Raw genomic sequence first — 15,771 nt, 5'->3', positions numbered from 1 at the left:
GACCGCCGTGGATTTCCTCAATCCTGTGATCAACGGTTTTTCCGTCGTCCTGGAACCAATGAACCTTCTCTACTGCCTGATTGGCGTGGTGATCGGCATGCTGATCGGCGTGCTGCCCGGGCTGGGCCCGGCCGCCACCATCGCCATCCTGCTTCCGCTGACCTACAGCGTGGAGCCGGTCACCGCCATCATCATGCTCGCCGGCATCTTCTACGGCGCCCAGTACGGTGGCACCATCACGTCCGTCCTGCTCCGGCTTCCCGGTGAGGCATCCTCCGTGGTCACCGTCTTCGACGGGTACCAGATGGCCAGGCAGGGCAAGGCCGGCACGGCCCTGGGCCTGGCGGCCATTGGGTCCTTCATCGGCGGAACCGCCTCGATTATCGGCCTGACCTTCCTGGCTCCCGTGGTGGCGGGCTTCGCGCTCGACTTCGGACCCGCGGAGTACTCCGCGCTGGCGCTGCTGGGCATCCTGCTGGTGGCAACCATCAGCGGAGGCGCCAAGGCCAAGGCACTCATCGCGGCCGCCGTCGGCCTCCTGCTCGCTACCGTCGGCCGCGATATCTTTACCGGCGAAAGCCGCTTCACCTTCGGCAGCCTGCAGCTCGCGGACGGGATCGACTTCGTGCCCATCGCCATGGGCCTCTTCGGACTGGGCGAGATCCTCTACAACCTCGAGGAGCGGCACCGGGCTGCCAAGGCGCCGTCGAAGGTCTCGAATGTCTGGCCCTCCAGGTCCGACCTCAAGCAGGCATCGGGAGCCATTACCCGCGGCTCGGTCCTGGGCTTCTTCCTGGGCATTCTGCCCGGCGGCGGCGCCACCATCGCTTCCATGGCCTCGTATGCCATGGAGAAGAAACGGGCCAAGCAGCCGGAGCGGTTCGGCAAGGGCGCACCGGAAGGCGTGGCCGGCCCGGAAACCGCGAACAACGCGGCGGCAACGTCGTCGTTCATCCCGCTGCTGACCCTTGGCATCCCCGCCAACGCCACCATGGCGCTGATGTTCGGCGCGCTGCTGATCCAGGGTGTGACGCCTGGCCCGCAGCTGGTGGAACAGAACCCGGAGCTCTTCTGGGGCGTGGTCAACTCCATGTACATCGGCAACATCCTGCTGCTGATCATGAGCCTGCCCCTGGTGGGGATCTTCGTCCGCATCCTCCGCGTCCGGGCAGCCATCCTGGCGCCGGTCACCGCCCTGATCACCCTGCTGGGGGCCTACACCATCAACAACAGCATGTTCGACGTGACCCTGGTGGTGTTCTTCGGCGTGCTGGGCTACCTGATGAAGAAGTTCGGCTTCGAGCCCGGTCCGCTGGTTCTGGCCTTCGTCCTCGGCGAGCTGCTGGAAAGCTCACTGCGCCGCTCCCTGCTGGTCTTCGGCGGCGACGCCACCGGCTTCTTCACCCGCCCCATCTCGGCAACACTGCTGGTGGTCTTCGTGCTGGTGGCCGTGCTGCCGGGCCTCCGCAGCATGCTGGCCAAGCGCAAGGGCACGACGGCGGCAGTCGCCTCCGCCACGGACAGCACCAACAACATCAAGGAGAAGGTATGAGCATCATCGTTGGGTTCGTCCCCACGCCTGCCGGCGAGGCAGCCCTCGCCGCCGGGATCGCCGAAGCGCGGCTCCGGCAAAAGGACCTGTACATCGTGAACTCCGCCCGCCAGGGGGCGCTGGTGGACAAGTCCGTGGCCTCGGAGGACGTCCTGGCCCAGGCCGCGAAAAAGGCGGCCGACGCCGGAGTCAATGCCACCGTCATCCAGCCGCCGTACGAGCACGACCTGGCGGACGAGTTCCTGGACGTGGCCAGGGAAGTTGATGCTTCGCTGATCGTGATCGGCCTCCGCCACCGCACCCAGGTGGGCAAGTTCATCCTCGGCAGCCACGCCCAGCAGATCCTGATGCAGGCGGACCGGCCGATGCTGGCCGTGAAGGCAGGGGTGCGTTCTTAATGGGTCGGGGCTTCACGCCAGCGCGGCGTCGCTGATCAGGGCACTAAGGATGGGCAGCTGGCCCTTCACGAGCTTGAGCCGCGCCTCCTGCTCGGGGAACCAGCGGGCGTCGTCGATTTCGGGGTAATGCTGGATCCTGCCGGACCCCTTGGGCCATTCCAGCGGAAACGTGTTGCTGCTGATCACGGCCGGGGCGAAGTCGGCCTGGGCCGCGAAGACCGTGATGAGCTTTCCGGACGGTTGCCGGAAATCGCCCAGAAGCCGGTACTCGGCGTCCGGGGCCGCGGTGCCCATTTCCTCGGCGAACTCGCGCAGCGCGGCAGCGCGTGGGTCTTCGCCCTCGCTGTATTCGCCTTTCGGAATCGACCAGGCATGCGCGTCCTTGCGGGCCCAGAACGGGCCGCCCATGTGGGCGATCCACACCTGCAGGCCCTCCCGGGCGCCGGCGGGCATGGCCGGGTCCTGCCGGTACAGCAGGATGCCGGCGCTTCGAATGGGCATTGATCCTCCAAGAAAGCCGCTGGGAACAGGAAAGGAAGTTGCCGTCCGCCGTTAACGTGGAGTTCACGGCCCTGCTTTAGGTTATTCCTTCAGGCACTCTGCCGGGCACTCTGGTCGAAAGGGACGGGACCACTCATGGCCAACATTGCCGAGGTTTTGGGGCGGCTTACGCCCGAAGAAGTCGATGAACTCCGCAGCCTTGGGCCGCAGGGCCACCTGCCGCGGCATCTGGTGGATGCCCTGGACCGTGCCGCCGGGGGAGCCGGATCGGGCCGCGGCTACTACGTGGTGAACGGCAACGTGAGCGCCACCGGCGGCCCCCTCCTGGTGCTGCGCAGCGACGTTTCCAGCTGGCTGGCCGGCACGGGTTCCTGACCCACGTCGCCTGCCGACGGCGCGGTTCCTCCCGAGGGGCAGCACGGGAGCTCCCTGCGATGGCGGGTCAGGATTCCGGCAGGATGAATGTTGCCCTGGTACCCCGGCCGGGTTCACTCTCCAGGCTGATTGATCCGCCGTGGCCCTCAACAATGGTCTTGCTCACCGGCAGGCCCAGGCCGGCGCCGGGAATGGCGGTTTCACGCGACCGGGCCGAACGGAAGAACTTGCTGAAGGCCTGTTCCTGCTCCTCCCCGGTCATCCCCAAGCCGGTGTCCGTGATGGAGCAGGCCAGGCCCTCCCGGGTCCGGAAGGCCCGGGCGGTGATCAGGCCGCCGTTGGGGGAGTACTTGATGGCGTTCGAAAGCAGGTTCCGGATCACTTGGCCGATCCGTGCCGGATCCATCCTGGCATGAAGCGGCTGCTCCACATCGAGCACCAGCTGCAGTCCGTTGCCGGCAGCCTTGGGCGAAGCTGCGTCCACCTCCCGGGCCACCAGCCGGGCAAGGTCCGCCTGCTCCAGCGCGAGGTCCACGCGTTCCGAGGCGACCGCAATGAGGTCGTTGACGAGTCCCAGCAGGTGTTCGGCATTCCGGCGCACCACCAGGAGCTCGTCGCGGATGTCCTCATGCCCGGGTTCGTCCAGGACCAGTTCCAGGTAGCCGAGGATGGATGTCAGGGGGGTCCGCAGCTCGTGCGAAACCGTGGCAACGAAGTTGTCCTTGGCCGCCAGCGCACCGATCAGGCTGGTGACGTCCACAAACGTGATGACGGCGCCGCCTTCCTGCCCGCCCGCCGGAGGAAACCCGTGCGAGCTCACGGAATAGGCGCGCTGGCGGTCCGCCGGGCCGGCCCAGTACAGCTCGTCATTGAAGGCTTCTCCCGCTGCGGCGCGGGCAGCGGGAAGCAGGTTTGCCGGCACTGGAGTGGAGCGGTCGGCGGACATCAGGGGTGCCTGGCCCCCTGCCGGGCCGATGACGCCGGCAAGGGCAGGGTCCGCGTGCATTGCCCTGTTTGCCAGCACCGTGTTCCCTTTGGCGTCCACCAACCAAACGCCCACGCCAACCGCCTTGAGCACTGCGTCGAGCAGGGCCTGCCGGCGGACACTTTCACCGAGTGTTCGGCCCAGGTGCAGTTCGTTTTCCATGAGCTTGATCCGCTGGCGCCGGATGGTTGCGGCCATCACATGCGCGGTCACCGCTATGACTGACAGGACCAGGGGAAGGATCAGGGTCCTGATCATCGATCCCCCCACCACCGGGGAGCCCTGGACAACGGACGGAACCACGGTACTGAGGACTGCCCCGGCCATGGCCAATGCAGGCATGTACGGCCGGTCGTGGACGGAGAGCCAGATGACGGGGAACACCAGCATGATGCTGAGGACGTTGAAGGGCGGGCCTCCCGCCTCACGGGTGAACCCGATGGCCAGGCAGTCGAGCAGCGGGATGACGGCGAACGCACCCGCAGGGAGCCGGCCCCACGGTGTTGCAAAGCACGCCGCGGCGATTGCCAGGTGGAAGAGCAGCGCCGCCACGAACAGGTTGTCGTCGAACGTCTCCGGGCTGAAGATTGCAGTGGCGATCACCACGAGTGCAACCGTGGCCGTGACCGGCAGCTGGCTTGCGGCCACGCGCTTCCGGATGCTCAGGCCTTCGAGCAGTCCGTCAATCCGGTCCGATACAACCGGCTGCACAGGCGCCATGCGTGCGCGGCCCGCACGGTCGGCGGTGCCCTGCTGTTCCTTGATTGCCATGCTTCCCCCAGCGCAGAAACCAAAAGCCTCCGTCTGCAAGAAGGTTTTGCACCAACAGTACCCGCCGAAAGCCCTGCAGAAACCAGGCAGGGCGTTCCGTGGGCGCCGGCAACCTCCTGCCGCTACCCGATCAGGAGGCTGAGCGCTTCCGTGAGGTGTTCCACTTCCCGGACCGAAAACCCTGCAGGCACAGGGCCCGGGCCGGTGTGGCTGGCCGGGACCACGGCGTGGGTGAATCCCAGCCGGTGCGCCTCCTGGATGCGCTGGTTGATGCCTGGTACTGGCCGGACTTCACCTGCCAGCCCCACCTCGCCGAAGGCGATCAGCCGGACAGGCAGGGGCTTGCGGGCCTTGGCCGACGCCACGGCGAGGGCCACCGCAAGGTCCGTTGCCGGTTCGCTGAGCTTCACCCCGCCCACGGTGGCAACGTACGAATCGTCCTTGTGCAGCTGGGTCCCTGCGCGCTGCTGCAGCACGGCCAGGAGCATGGACACCCGGGAACTGTCCAGCCCGCTGGTGGCCCGCCGCGGCTGAGAGTTGGGGCTTTCCGCCAGCAGCGACTGCACCTCCGCCAGCAGGGGGCGGCGTCCCTCCATGGTGACGGTGATGCAGGTCCCGGAAACCGGATCCTTGGTGCGGCTGACGAACAGCCCGCTGGGATCGGCCAGGCCCTCGATGCCGTTTTCATTCAGGTCGAAGCAGCCCACGTCATCCGTGGGCCCGTACCGGTTCTTCACGGCACGGAGCAGCCGCAGCCGGGAGTGCCGCTCACCTTCGAACTGGCACACCACGTCCACCAGGTGTTCCAGCAGCCGCGGTCCGGCTATGGAACCGTCCTTCGTGACGTGGCCAACCAGCAGGGTGGTCATGTTCCGCCGCTTGGCTGCGGCAATGATGGAAGCCGCCACTTCCCGGACCTGGGACACGCCACCGGCACTGCCGTCCACGTCCGCGCTGCTGAGCGTCTGCACCGAGTCCACGATCAGCAGCCGAGGTTCGATCTTCTCCACCTGCCCCAGCGCCTGCCCAAGGTCCGTCTCCGCGGACAGGTAGAGGGATTCGGCGACGGCGTCGATCCGCTCCGCCCGCAGCTTCACCTGGGCGGCCGACTCTTCGCCGGTGACATACAGGACGTCCTGGGCTGTCCGCGCGAACTTGGCGGCAACGTCCAGCAGCAGGGTGGACTTGCCGACCCCGGGCTCACCCGCCAGCAGGATGACGGCGCCGGGAACCAGTCCGCCGCCCAGCACCCTGTCCAGTTCATCCACCCCTGTTGGCAGGAACGCCGCGGTGGTGGCGTCCACGTCCGCGATCCGCCGCGCCGGCTCCACGACTGTTGTGGCCGCGGTGGTCCGCGCCACCGCCGTGCCTGTTTCCTCAACCGTGCCCCACGCCTGGCACTCGCCGCAGCGGCCCACCCACTTCACGGTGGTCCAGCCGCATTCGGCGCATTTGTATGCGGGCGCCTTGGAGGCCCGGGAAGTCTTTGTTGCCATGCGTCCAACCCTAGTGGCGGGCACCGACATCGGGCCCACCCCGCGCTGGGCCCGGGCCCATCCCGCCTACAGTGCGGGCAGCACGTCCCTGGCCTCGTCCGCGTCCATCCCCGTGGCCTCCAGCAGATCCACCATCAGTGGCCGGAACAGCATCACCACCGTTTCGCCCTCCAGCCGCTGCACCTCCAGGAGTTTGGGGTGCAGGCGAAGGGCGATTTCGCTCAGGTCGCGCCGGGCCGTACGCAGATGGGCGCGGCGGACGCCGTCGTGCGATTCCGCAAGGCCCAGCGAAAGCTCATCAATCGCGGCAGCGGTCTCCTGCAGCACCTCCGCGATGCTGTCCGTGGCCTCGTCCGAGAGGGCGGCGTGGTTGATGGCGCTGGTGAGCCGCCGCGCAAAGACTCGGCTGTTGCGCAGGGCCAGGTCGATGAAGTCCAGCGACTGCTTGAGCCGGTCCAGTTCATCCCGGTGCCGGCGGTAGGCGGGCGCCAGCGTGGCAACTTCCCCGGAGGCCCGCAGCGACTGCCGCATGGCATCGACCAGGGGCTGGCAGTTCCTGCCGCGGATCAGCGCATGCCACGCTTGGGTAGAGTCGCTGTTGGCCAGCGCGGAGGCGCATTCCCGCAGCACTTCCGCCAGTTCGTGCAGCAGTTTCTGGACGTCGCGGCGTGGTTCCCGCCGTGGGTCCTTGGGCATGAGGATGGTCACCAGCAGGGCGCACAGGCCGCCCACCACCGCATCGATGCTCCGGGTGAACGGTCCGCCCGACGGCGCCGGAAGCAGCACCACCAACAGCGACTGCAGGGCCAGTTGGGTGGTGAAGATGTTCCCGCTGTCAAGGAACCGCGCCAGCAGGATGGAGAAGAGAAGAACGACGGCGGCCACCCAGATTTCCCCGCCCAGCCAGTGCAGGAGCAGGTCGCCAACGGCGATCCCGATGGTGCAGCCCAGGCCCACTTCCATCACGCGCCGCAGCCGCGGTTCCCGCGAAAACCCGAGCGCGATCAGCGAGGAGGTGGCGGCAAACAGCGGGCCGGAGTGGCCCAGGACGTATTGCGCGAAGGCGTAGGCGCCCACCGCGCAGACGGTCATCTGGATGGCAGGGACGAACGAGTTGCGGCTCCGGATCAGGCCGGTCCGGACGCGGCTGCGCAGGAACCGTTGGGTTGCCGAGAGTCCTGCTTCGATTGCCATGGGTTCAAGTCTATTCAGTGGCGGTGGAGCACCCGGGCAGGCCACTACGGCCGGACCTGTGATCCGCGCAATGGTGACCCGGCATTTGTCAGCCAATATCCCGCCGTCGTTAATCCTCCGTTCACTTTGGACAGCCCATCCCGTTACCTGCAGCCCATAACTTACTGAAAGGTACACACCGTACGCATCGCGCAGCAGGGTTCTCCGGCCCTGTCCCGCACCTGAATAACCCTGGAAGGGGTACATCTAAGTGAAGGCACTCCGCTTCGGCCGCCACGCGGCTATCGCTGTCATCGCAGCCGGCGCACTCGCGCTCAGCGCCTGCGGTTCAGACAATGCCACGGGCACCGCTCCTGCCGGCAGCCAGTCCGCCGGCGGCACCAAGGTCACCGGCACGCTGACCGGCATCGGCTCCTCCGCCCAGGGCGCCGCCATGGACGCCTGGAAGACCAACTTTGCCTCCGCCAACTCCGGCGCCACCGTGCAGTACTCCCCGGACGGCTCCGGAGCAGGCCGCAAAGCCATCCTGGACGGCTCGGCCCAGTTCGCCGGCTCCGACGCGTACCTGAAGGATGACGAATACGCCTCCTCCAAGTCCGTCTGCGGCCCCGACGGCGCCATCAACGTCCCGGTCTACATCTCCCCGATCGCTGTGGCCTTCAACGTTCCCGGCGTCACGGACCTGAAGCTTGACGCCACCACCGTGGCCAAGATCTTCCGCGGCCAGATCACCAAGTGGAACGACCCCGCCATCGCCGCCCTGAACGCCGGCGTCTCCCTGCCCGACCTCAAGGTCACCCCGGTGAACCGCTCCGACGACTCGGGCACCACCCAGAACTTCACCGACTACCTGGCCGCCGCTGCGTCCGACGTCTGGACCGACAAGGCCGCCGGCGTCTGGCCTGCCAGCCTGCAGGGTGAGAACGCCAAGGGAACCTCCGGCGTGGTCAAGACCGTGACGGACACCCCCGGTGCCGTGACCTACGCCGACGACTCCGCCGTGAGCGGCAAGCTGGGCGTGGCCCAGATCAAGGTGGGCGAGTCCTTCACCAAGATCTCCGCCGATGCTGCCGCCAAGGCAGTGGACGCCGGCAAGCCGGTTGAAGGCCGCGCCGCCAACGACCTGTCAATCAAGCTGGACCGCAAGACCACCATCGAAGGCGCTTACCCGATCGTCCTGGTGTCCTTCCACGTCCTGTGCACCACGTACGACAAGCAAGAGACTGTGGACCTGGTCAAGGCCTTCGAGCACTACGTAGTTTCCGCTGAAGGCCAGAAGGCCGCAGCAGACTCGGCCAAGTCCGCTCCGCTGTCCTCGGACCTCGCAGCCAAGGCTGTCAAGGCGATCGACTCGATCAAGGCCAAGTCCTAGCCATCGCTGCGAAACCGGGTTCCCCGCCTGCCGGAAGGCAGTGCGGGGAACTTGGCTTTGCACCCTGCATTCCCAATCCAGCAACGACTCGAAGGGCCGTCGAATGACCGCCACCCCCCTGACAAGTACCCAAGGCGCCGGACGCGCCGGGGATAAAGTCTTTTCCGGCGCCACGCTGGCAGCCGGGTGCCTGATCCTTGCCGTCCTCTTCGGCGTCGCACTGTTCCTGGTTGTCCAGGCAGTTCCCGCCCTGACCGCGCCCGCCGACAAGATCCAGGGCGGCCAGGGCTTTTTCGCCTACATCTGGCCCATCGTGATCGGCACTCTCATCGCGGCCGTCATCGCACTGGTCATCGCCACCCCCATCGCCATTGGCGTGGCGCTGTTCATCTCACACTTCGCACCGCGCCGCCTTGCCTCCGGACTGGGCTATGTGGTTGACCTGCTCGCCGCCATTCCGTCCGTGGTCTACGGTGCCTGGGGTGCAGCGTTCCTGGCAAAGGAAATCTCTCCGGCGTACGTCTGGCTGGCGGCCAACTTGGGCTGGCTTCCCATCTTCCAGGGTCCGGCCTCCACGACCGGCAAGACAATCCTCACCGCAGGCATCGTCCTGGCGGTCATGGTCCTGCCGATCATCACCTCGCTGTCGCGCGAGATTTTCCTGCAGACCCCCAAGCTGCATGAAGAAGCTGCGTTGGCCCTGGGCGCTACCCGCTGGGAAATGATCAAGATGGCAGTGCTGCCCTTCGGCAGGCCGGGCATCATCAGCGCCGTCATGCTGGGCCTGGGCCGCGCGCTGGGCGAAACAATGGCCGTTGCCCTGGTCCTGTCCTCCGGCGCTTTGACGGCCAGCCTGATCCAGTCCGGCAACCAAACCATCGCTGCCGAGATCGCCCTGAACTTCCCGGAAGCCAGCGGCATCAGGGTCAGCACGCTGATCGCCGCCGGCCTGGTCCTGTTCGTCATCACCCTGGCCGTGAACATGATCGCCCGCTGGGTCATCACCCGGCACAAAGAATTCTCGGGAGCCAACTAAATGACCTCCACGCTTACGCCCGTCCGCAGCAAGCGGTCGGCGCTCACCAAGGGCCAGCTGCCCAAGTATGCCCCCTACGCCGTCCTGGCTGCGGCCCTGATTGTTGGCGCCGCCATCCTGGCCCTGGTCGGCTTCAATGCGTTCGGCTGGGGACTGGTCTCCGCGATCCTGTTCGCCATCGGCCTGGTGTCCTGGAGCGCAGTGGTGGAAGGGTCCCGCAAGGCCAAGGACAAGCTGGCCACCTGCCTGGTGGTGGGCTCGTTCCTGGTGGCCCTCCTGCCCCTGGTTTCGGTGATCTGGACGGTGCTGGTGAACGGCATCCCGGGTCTTATGGACCCCGGGTTCCTCACCACCTCCATGAACGGCGTCACGGGCGCCTATGACAACAAGGCCGTGGAAAGCGGCGGCCCGGTGATGGGCGGCATCTACCACGCCCTCCTGGGCACGGTGCAGATCACCTTGCTTGCCACCGTAATTTCCGTTCCGGTAGGGCTGCTCACCGCCATCTACCTGGTGGAGTACGGCCACGACGGCCGCCTGGCCAGGGCCATCACGTTCTTCGTGGACGTCATGACCGGCATCCCCTCCATCGTGGCGGGCCTGTTCGCTGCCGCGTTCTTCTTCGTGGTGGTGGGCCCGGGCACCAAGACCGGTGCGGTGGCCGCCGTCGCGCTGTCGGTGCTGATGATCCCCGTGGTGGTCCGCTCCAGCGAGGAAATGCTCAAGATCGTCCCCAACGAACTCCGCGAGGCCGCCTACGCCCTGGGCGTGCGCAAGTGGCGCACCATCCTCAAGGTGGTTATTCCGACGGCGATCTCAGGCATCGCGTCCGGCGTCACCCTGGCGATTGCCCGGGTCATCGGCGAGACGGCGCCCATCCTGGTCACCGCCGGTTTTGCCACCAGCATCAACTCGAACGTCTTTGGCGGCTGGATGGCTTCGCTGCCCACGTTCATCTACACCCAGATCCTCAACCCCACCTCGCCCTCCAACCCGGACCCGTCCTCGCAGCGGGCCTGGGGCGCGGCGCTGGTGCTGATCATCCTGGTGATGGTCCTGAACCTGGTGGCCCGCCTGATCGCCAGGATCTTCGCCCCCAAAGCCGGCCGGTAACCAGGCCCTCCCTTCCGCCATACCGCGGCGGATCCTAGACTTCAATCCATACCCAGTAAGTGAAGGAACTCCATGTCTAAGCGCATCGACGTCAAGGACCTGAACGTGTACTACGGCGATTTCCTTGCCGTGGAGGACGTCAGCATCAACATCGAGGCCAAGTCCGTCACCGCGTTCATTGGCCCCTCCGGCTGCGGAAAGTCCACCTTCCTCCGCACCCTGAACCGTATGCACGAGGTCATCCCCGGCGCGCGCGTCGAGGGTGAGGTCCTGCTGGACGGCGACAACCTCTACGGCCCCGGCGTGGACCCCGTCACCGTGCGCTCCCAGATCGGCATGGTCTTCCAGCGCCCCAACCCGTTCCCCACCATGTCCATCCGCGACAATGTGCTGGCCGGCGTCAAGCTGAACAACAAGAAGATCTCCAAGGGTGAGGCCGACGTCCTGGTGGAGCGCTCGCTCAAGGGCGCCAACCTCTGGAACGAGGTCAAGGACCGGCTGGAGAAGCCCGGTTCCGGCCTTTCGGGCGGCCAGCAGCAGCGGCTCTGCATTGCCCGCGCCATCGCCGTGGAGCCGCAGGTGATCCTTATGGACGAGCCGTGCTCCGCCCTGGACCCCATTTCCACGCTGGCCATTGAGGACCTCATCAATGAGCTCAAGGACCAGTACACGGTGGTGATCGTTACCCACAACATGCAGCAGGCCGCGCGGGTTTCCGACCGGACGGCGTTCTTCAACATCGCGGGCACCGGCAAGCCGGGCAAGCTGATCGAATACGGCGACACCCACACGATCTTCAGCAACCCCGTCCAGAAGGCTACTGAGGACTACGTGTCCGGCCGCTTCGGATAGGGCACTCCAGCGTTGGCGATCTACTGGCCGGTTTAGTACGCTCATCTAGATACTTTTGAATCTAGTAGTAAGTCAGCTAAAGGAGTTTCGCCATGACGCAGACGGCCAGCAACGCCCTGGGCCCACAGCTTACGGTGTCCGTCCCCGGGCCGGGCGCACCGGCCCGGGATGCCGTGCTGCCCGTGGAGGGCTTTGCCGCAGCCGCCGGCCTGGCAGGACCCCTTGCCGCCGGCCCCCTGGCCCCTGAGCTTCAACCACACCTCGGGCCGGCTGCGGCCGGCCTTGAGGAAGAGGGCGATGTCCTGTCGGAGGTGTGGCGCACCAGCTCCCACCTCGAAAGCATGCAGTGGGAACTGGACAACGCCCTGCAGTCCCTGCACCAGGCGGTCCGCAACGCCTCCGCGGCCGGAGTGGCACACCACGAACTCTGCACCGCGGCGAACCTGACCGCCGAGGAGCTCGCGGCCGTCCTGATGGCCGAAACCGATGGCCCGGCCGCCATCCAGCTCTGACCGGCGCCCGCCCGGGCCCGGGCGGGCTTATTCCGGAACTTCCAGCTGGAATCCGCAATGGCAGCGCAGGACCCGGGTGGGCAGGGACACCGCGTTGAGGCCGCTGCCCGTGTTGCTGCTGCGATAGCAGAGCCGCTCAACCTCGTGTTCCGCTTCCTCCATGGGGTAGCCGCAGTGGATGTACTCGTCCCCGAAGAGGATCACTTTCGCCATCCAGCGGACCTGGTTCAGGGCGGCCGCCACGTCGGCAGCGAAGGCACTGTGTTCCTGGAACAGGTTGCAGTCGTTGCAGGTGTAGGAAACCGTGACAAGGTCCCCGCCGGCGGCGCCGATGGACGTGATGGCATGAATGGTTAGCTGGTGCCCGGTTCCGCAGGCCTCGCACTGAAGTTGCCGTGGCTGTGGCAGGGGGCGCCGGAAATACGGGGAAGACATGACGCCTGCTCTTTTCCGCTTTGTGCATCCAAGCCGCCGTGTTGCTGCAGCGGTTGCCCGTCCGCGGCCCTGCACGCGGCCCGGACGCCGGTCCCCGCACCTTTGGCCCGGGGCGCTTTTTTCGAATCTACGTCACGGGGGTGCCCCTGTACAGGGGAGCTCCACCCTCCGCTGCCAGGGCCCACCGGGGGTGGATTCGACAGGGGTGGGCTAGGCAGAAACGGGGGACAGGGCCAGGGCCAGCACGAAGGCCAGGGCGCAGGTGGCCAGGGGCGTCAGGGCCCAGAGCCACAGGATCCTGATCACCAGCTTCCGGTTCGTTACCGAAAAATTCTGGTTCTCCCCGGCGCCCAGGGCCCCGGCGGTGACGGTATGGGTGGTGGAGAGCGGCCAGTGGAGCCCGATGGCGCCCACAAAGAGCATCAGTGCGCTGAAGGTCTGGGCCACCGATCCGCGCAGGGGGTCGATCCTGGTGAGCTTGTAGCCGATGGTGTGCGAGATCCGCCAACCTCCGAAGAGCGTCCCGGCGGTCATCATTACCGCGGAGAGTCCTGCCACCCACATGGGGATGCCGCCGTCGGAATAGCCTGCCGCCAGAAGGGCCAGCAGCAGTACCGCGCTGACGCGCTGGCCGTCCTGCAGGCCGTGGCCAAAGGCCACCGCGCCGGCGGCAACGGCCTGGCCCCTGCGAAAGCGCTGGTTCACCACATTGGGCTGCGTGTACCGGGCCACCCACGTGGCCGGATACACCAGCAGGAAGGAACCGCTGTAGGCCACAAGCGGGGACAGCACCAGGGGCAGCACCACTTGGAACAGCAGCGACTGGTCCACCCCGGCAACCCCCGGGCCGCCGATGGCAAGGCTGGCAAGGCCTGCGCCGGCAAGACCACCAACAAGGGCGTGGGTGGAGGACGCGGGGATGCCCCGCCGCCACATCAGCAGCCCCCAGGCGCAGGCGCTGGCCAGGCCGGCCACCAGGATGGTGAGCCCGTCGGCCCCGGCGGGAAGATGGATCCAGGTCTGGCTGGCGGCGACGGCAAGCAGGGCGCTCACCAGGGCGCCGACAAAGTTGAAGAACGCGGCAAGGAGCACGCCCACGCTGGGGGTGAGGGCCCGGTTCCGGACGGCAAGGGCCACTGAGGTGGACGCATCGCGGAAGCCGTTGAGGAAGGCAAACGCCGCCGCCAGCAGGACCACCGCCGCGAAGATGACTGCCGCCACCTCAGGATTCCTTGACGATGATGCTGCCTACCTGGGTGGCCACCCGCCGCATGTCCTTGGTGACCTCCACCAGCTGGTTGGCGATGTCCCGGTTGCGCGAGTACTGCGCCCATTTCATGTCCGCGATCATGTCCGCCACCCAAACCCGGTGGGTCCGCTCGGCACGCTTGGCCAGGCGCAGGATCTCGATCCAGTAGTCCTCAAGGTCATCCAGGTTGTTGAGCCTGCACATGGCGTCGACCGTCAGCTCGGCCTGCCGGCTGATGATCTCCAGCTGGTCCGCGGCGCGCTTGGGCAGGCGGTCCAGCTTGTACAGCGCCACCAGTTCCGCGGCGGCATCCATTTTCTCCATGGCCTCGTTGAGGTACCGGGAGAGGGCGTACATGTCCTCGCGGGGGAGCGGGTTCACGAAGCTGGTGCGCATGTGGGTCAGCAGGGCGAAATGCAGTTCGGCGGACTTGGCCTCGAGGTTGTGCATGTCCTCCACGAGGTTGCCGTGCTCGTCCGCGGGTACGCCAAGGATTTCGGCCAGGGTGGCGGTGGCCAGCACGATCTGTTGTGCCATCTGCGAGAGCAGGTTCAGCCCTGCGGGCTCCTGGGGGAAAAGGCGCAGCTTCACGTGTTTACCGGTCTCCGGGGACTTATCAAGGCGGGGGTCGCTGCCGTGTGACTTGACTCCGGCGCGCAACTGTCGCCTACTCTACCGGCCCGAAAGAGCACCTCTGAATTGTCCACCCTGAAGAGGGCAGAAAAATGGTGCCGAGCCGGATACGCCTCTCGGCGGTAGGCCGCTCTAGGCGGCTAATTGTTGAAGCCCGGGGGTTTCGCGGCTCGGCACCGGTTTCAGTCTTCTACTTCACCCGGCCCAAGTCAATCTTGACAGCGGCGCCCTTGTTCGTCCCGAAAATAAGGGCCAGAGGGTGCCGGGCAGGCTCAAGCAACCAGCCCTGTACGGCCGGTTACCGGGTCCCGGCGGCCACTCAGTCCAGTTCGCCCAGGCGCCACGCGTTGGCGGCGTGCTCCAGGTCCTCGGCGGTCTTGACCAACTGGTGGGAGTTGCGGGTCAGCTTGCTGGCGTGTGCCTCGTTGGCGTGTTCGGCGCCGTCGGCAAGGGTGGCCTGGCCCAGCGCCACCACCCGGCAGAAGGCGGCGGACCGCTCCAGCGCGACGTCGAAATCGCCGTCGAACGCGCCGGAAAGGATGGCGTCGGCCATGGTGCGCATTTCCTCCGCACCGGGTGGTTCAGCCGCGCCGGCCACCACGTTGGAGACCTGCGCGGTGTCCCGGCCCGCGCGGAAATACACGGAGATGCGTTCCGGATCCTGGACCGTGGCAGCGCGCAGCGCGTAAAGCCGCCATAGGGCGCCGGGAAGGGAGCGGGCCGGGCTCTCGGCCCACATCTCGGCGATGGCCTCCAGGCCCTGTTCGTCGGCAAGCTTCACGAGGCGTTCGGTGACCACCGGATCATCGCTGTCCCGGCCGTGGCGGACCAGGGCCTGCGCGGCGAGGTGGGCGGCCTCCGAGACGCGGGCGGGATCGGCCCCGCCGGCGAAGGGCTCGAAATCCATCGGGGCGAAAGGCTTGGGCTTGTGGTGCCGGTTGCTGCCGCCGTAAGGACTGGTTCCTGCTTGCTCGCTCATGCCCCCACGCTACTCCTGTGCCGCGGCGGAAATCGAGCGTCTGCGGCGCCCGGCTTCACCTGCGGGAAGAGGCGTCAAAAGGAGGATGAAAGCGTCCGACGACGGCGCCTGGGCCATGTGCGAAGCCGCCGGAACCATGGGTTAGAGTATTAACGTCCAGAAATGGATTGGGCCGGATGGGCAGACACAGCGTGTTTGGCTGGCCGGCAGGGGCCTTTAGCTCAGTTGGTAGAGCATCGGACTTTTAATCCGTGGGTCGTGGGTTCGAGCCCCACAGGGCCCACCATTTAGGCAGGTCAGAGGCATCCAGCCTCTGGC

16 protein-coding genes and 1 tRNA gene are annotated in these 15,771 nt (G+C 66.7%); 9 read left to right on the top strand and 8 right to left on the bottom strand.

Translation table 11 applies throughout. From position 1 onward, the window contains the following. The first annotated feature begins 7 nt into the window (after nt 1–7). Nucleotides 8–1,552 carry a tripartite tricarboxylate transporter permease gene (locus ACV095_RS19405; protein ID WP_478222519.1) on the top strand — a complete coding sequence of 515 codons (1,545 nt, stop codon included), beginning with the start codon at nt 8–10 and terminating at the stop codon, nt 1,550–1,552. Continuing rightward, nucleotides 1,549–1,950, top strand: coding sequence for a universal stress protein (locus tag ACV095_RS19400; protein ID WP_478222518.1), 402 nt, complete (start codon nt 1,549–1,551; stop codon nt 1,948–1,950). Before ACV095_RS19405 ends, ACV095_RS19400 begins: the two co-directional genes overlap by 4 nt. A gap of 12 nt (nt 1,951–1,962) precedes the next feature. Here the strand turns inward: ACV095_RS19400 and ACV095_RS19395 are convergent, their stop codons facing one another. After that, the gene (locus tag ACV095_RS19395; RefSeq protein ID WP_478222517.1) at nt 1,963–2,451 is read right to left on the bottom strand and encodes an NUDIX hydrolase; all 489 of its coding nucleotides are present in this window, start codon (nt 2,449–2,451) and stop codon (nt 1,963–1,965) included. A 135-nt stretch (nt 2,452–2,586) separates the two neighbouring features. On the opposite strand from ACV095_RS19395, the gene ACV095_RS19390 reads away from it, so the two are divergent. After that, a complete protein-coding gene (locus ACV095_RS19390) occupies nt 2,587–2,826 on the top strand; it encodes a hypothetical protein (RefSeq protein ID WP_018770934.1) in 240 nt (79 codons plus the stop codon). A gap of 67 nt (nt 2,827–2,893) precedes the next feature. Here the strand turns inward: ACV095_RS19390 and ACV095_RS19385 are convergent, their stop codons facing one another. The 3 genes from ACV095_RS19385 to ACV095_RS19375 all read right to left on the bottom strand — a co-directional run bounded on the left by ACV095_RS19385 (nt 2,894) and on the right by ACV095_RS19375 (nt 7,272). Then, entirely contained in the window at nt 2,894–4,582 is a 1,689-nt protein-coding gene (locus tag ACV095_RS19385) for a sensor histidine kinase (protein WP_478222516.1), read from the bottom strand. 122 nt (nt 4,583–4,704) lie between these two features. Beyond that, on the bottom strand, nt 4,705–6,078 hold the full coding sequence (gene radA / locus ACV095_RS19380; RefSeq protein WP_377204391.1) for a DNA repair protein RadA: 1,374 nt from the start codon (nt 6,076–6,078) through the stop codon (nt 4,705–4,707). 66 nt (nt 6,079–6,144) lie between these two features. Next, nucleotides 6,145–7,272: an FUSC family protein gene (locus ACV095_RS19375; protein ID WP_134165285.1), complete on the bottom strand. Its 1,128-nt coding sequence runs from the start codon at nt 7,270–7,272 to the stop codon at nt 6,145–6,147. 250 nt (nt 7,273–7,522) lie between these two features. Between ACV095_RS19375 and pstS the strand changes: the two genes are divergently transcribed. From pstS to ACV095_RS19350, 5 genes are all read left to right on the top strand, one after another. Further along, the gene (gene pstS, locus ACV095_RS19370) at nt 7,523–8,644 is read left to right on the top strand and encodes a phosphate ABC transporter substrate-binding protein PstS (protein ID WP_018770930.1); all 1,122 of its coding nucleotides are present in this window, start codon (nt 7,523–7,525) and stop codon (nt 8,642–8,644) included. A gap of 103 nt (nt 8,645–8,747) precedes the next feature. Next, nucleotides 8,748–9,680 (top strand): phosphate ABC transporter permease subunit PstC, encoded by a 933-nt coding sequence (pstC, locus tag ACV095_RS19365; protein ID WP_478222515.1) that lies wholly within the window; start codon nt 8,748–8,750, stop codon nt 9,678–9,680. Further along, complete coding sequence (gene pstA / locus ACV095_RS19360) at nt 9,681–10,793, top strand: phosphate ABC transporter permease PstA (RefSeq protein WP_056388348.1); 1,113 nt, start codon at nt 9,681–9,683, stop codon at nt 10,791–10,793. A 72-nt stretch (nt 10,794–10,865) separates the two neighbouring features. Next, nucleotides 10,866–11,645 (top strand): phosphate ABC transporter ATP-binding protein PstB, encoded by a 780-nt coding sequence (gene pstB / locus ACV095_RS19355; RefSeq protein ID WP_018770927.1) that lies wholly within the window; start codon nt 10,866–10,868, stop codon nt 11,643–11,645. Nucleotides 11,646–11,737: 92 nt separating this feature from the next. Next, entirely contained in the window at nt 11,738–12,157 is a 420-nt protein-coding gene (locus ACV095_RS19350) for a hypothetical protein (protein WP_478222514.1), read from the top strand. 27 nt (nt 12,158–12,184) lie between these two features. Here the strand turns inward: ACV095_RS19350 and ACV095_RS19345 are convergent, their stop codons facing one another. The 4 genes from ACV095_RS19345 to ACV095_RS19330 all read right to left on the bottom strand — a co-directional run bounded on the left by ACV095_RS19345 (nt 12,185) and on the right by ACV095_RS19330 (nt 15,453). Then, entirely contained in the window at nt 12,185–12,592 is a 408-nt protein-coding gene (locus tag ACV095_RS19345) for a hypothetical protein (RefSeq protein ID WP_018770925.1), read from the bottom strand. Nucleotides 12,593–12,802: 210 nt separating this feature from the next. Continuing rightward, on the bottom strand, nt 12,803–13,813 hold the full coding sequence (locus ACV095_RS19340) for an inorganic phosphate transporter (RefSeq protein WP_142069482.1): 1,011 nt from the start codon (nt 13,811–13,813) through the stop codon (nt 12,803–12,805). Between the two features lies 1 nt (nt 13,814). Beyond that, entirely contained in the window at nt 13,815–14,432 is a 618-nt protein-coding gene (locus ACV095_RS19335) for a DUF47 domain-containing protein (RefSeq protein ID WP_018770923.1), read from the bottom strand. 361 nt (nt 14,433–14,793) lie between these two features. Next, nucleotides 14,794–15,453 carry a hypothetical protein gene (locus tag ACV095_RS19330; protein ID WP_018770922.1) on the bottom strand — a complete coding sequence of 220 codons (660 nt, stop codon included), beginning with the start codon at nt 15,451–15,453 and terminating at the stop codon, nt 14,794–14,796. Nucleotides 15,454–15,663: 210 nt separating this feature from the next. Here ACV095_RS19330 and ACV095_RS19325 point away from each other — a divergent pair. After that, nucleotides 15,664–15,739, top strand: a tRNA-Lys gene (locus ACV095_RS19325). The last annotated feature ends 32 nt before the right edge of the window (nt 15,740–15,771 follow it).

Source organism: Arthrobacter sp. JDC6 (assembly GCF_056484025.1).
Note: the sequence above shows the minus strand (reverse complement) of the source record. Positions and strands in the feature narration are given on the sequence as shown.

What these genes read in the sequence shown, in the direction of transcription:
- ACV095_RS19375 (WP_134165285.1), bottom strand. Translation starts at nt 7,272, where the DNA reads ATGGCAATCGAAGCAGGACTCTCGGCAACCCAACGGTTCCTGCGCAGC.
- ACV095_RS19345 (WP_018770925.1), bottom strand. Translation starts at nt 12,592, where the DNA reads ATGTCTTCCCCGTATTTCCGGCGCCCCCTGCCACAGCCACGGCAACTT.
- ACV095_RS19395 (WP_478222517.1), bottom strand. Translation starts at nt 2,451, where the DNA reads ATGCCCATTCGAAGCGCCGGCATCCTGCTGTACCGGCAGGACCCGGCC.
- pstC (WP_478222515.1), top strand. Translation starts at nt 8,748, where the DNA reads ATGACCGCCACCCCCCTGACAAGTACCCAAGGCGCCGGACGCGCCGGG.
- ACV095_RS19390 (WP_018770934.1), top strand. Translation starts at nt 2,587, where the DNA reads ATGGCCAACATTGCCGAGGTTTTGGGGCGGCTTACGCCCGAAGAAGTC.
- pstA (WP_056388348.1), top strand. Translation starts at nt 9,681, where the DNA reads ATGACCTCCACGCTTACGCCCGTCCGCAGCAAGCGGTCGGCGCTCACC.
- ACV095_RS19350 (WP_478222514.1), top strand. Translation starts at nt 11,738, where the DNA reads ATGACGCAGACGGCCAGCAACGCCCTGGGCCCACAGCTTACGGTGTCC.
- ACV095_RS19400 (WP_478222518.1), top strand. Translation starts at nt 1,549, where the DNA reads ATGAGCATCATCGTTGGGTTCGTCCCCACGCCTGCCGGCGAGGCAGCC.
- radA (WP_377204391.1), bottom strand. Translation starts at nt 6,078, where the DNA reads ATGGCAACAAAGACTTCCCGGGCCTCCAAGGCGCCCGCATACAAATGC.
- ACV095_RS19385 (WP_478222516.1), bottom strand. Translation starts at nt 4,582, where the DNA reads ATGGCAATCAAGGAACAGCAGGGCACCGCCGACCGTGCGGGCCGCGCA.
- ACV095_RS19330 (WP_018770922.1), bottom strand. Translation starts at nt 15,453, where the DNA reads ATGAGCGAGCAAGCAGGAACCAGTCCTTACGGCGGCAGCAACCGGCAC.
- pstB (WP_018770927.1), top strand. Translation starts at nt 10,866, where the DNA reads ATGTCTAAGCGCATCGACGTCAAGGACCTGAACGTGTACTACGGCGAT.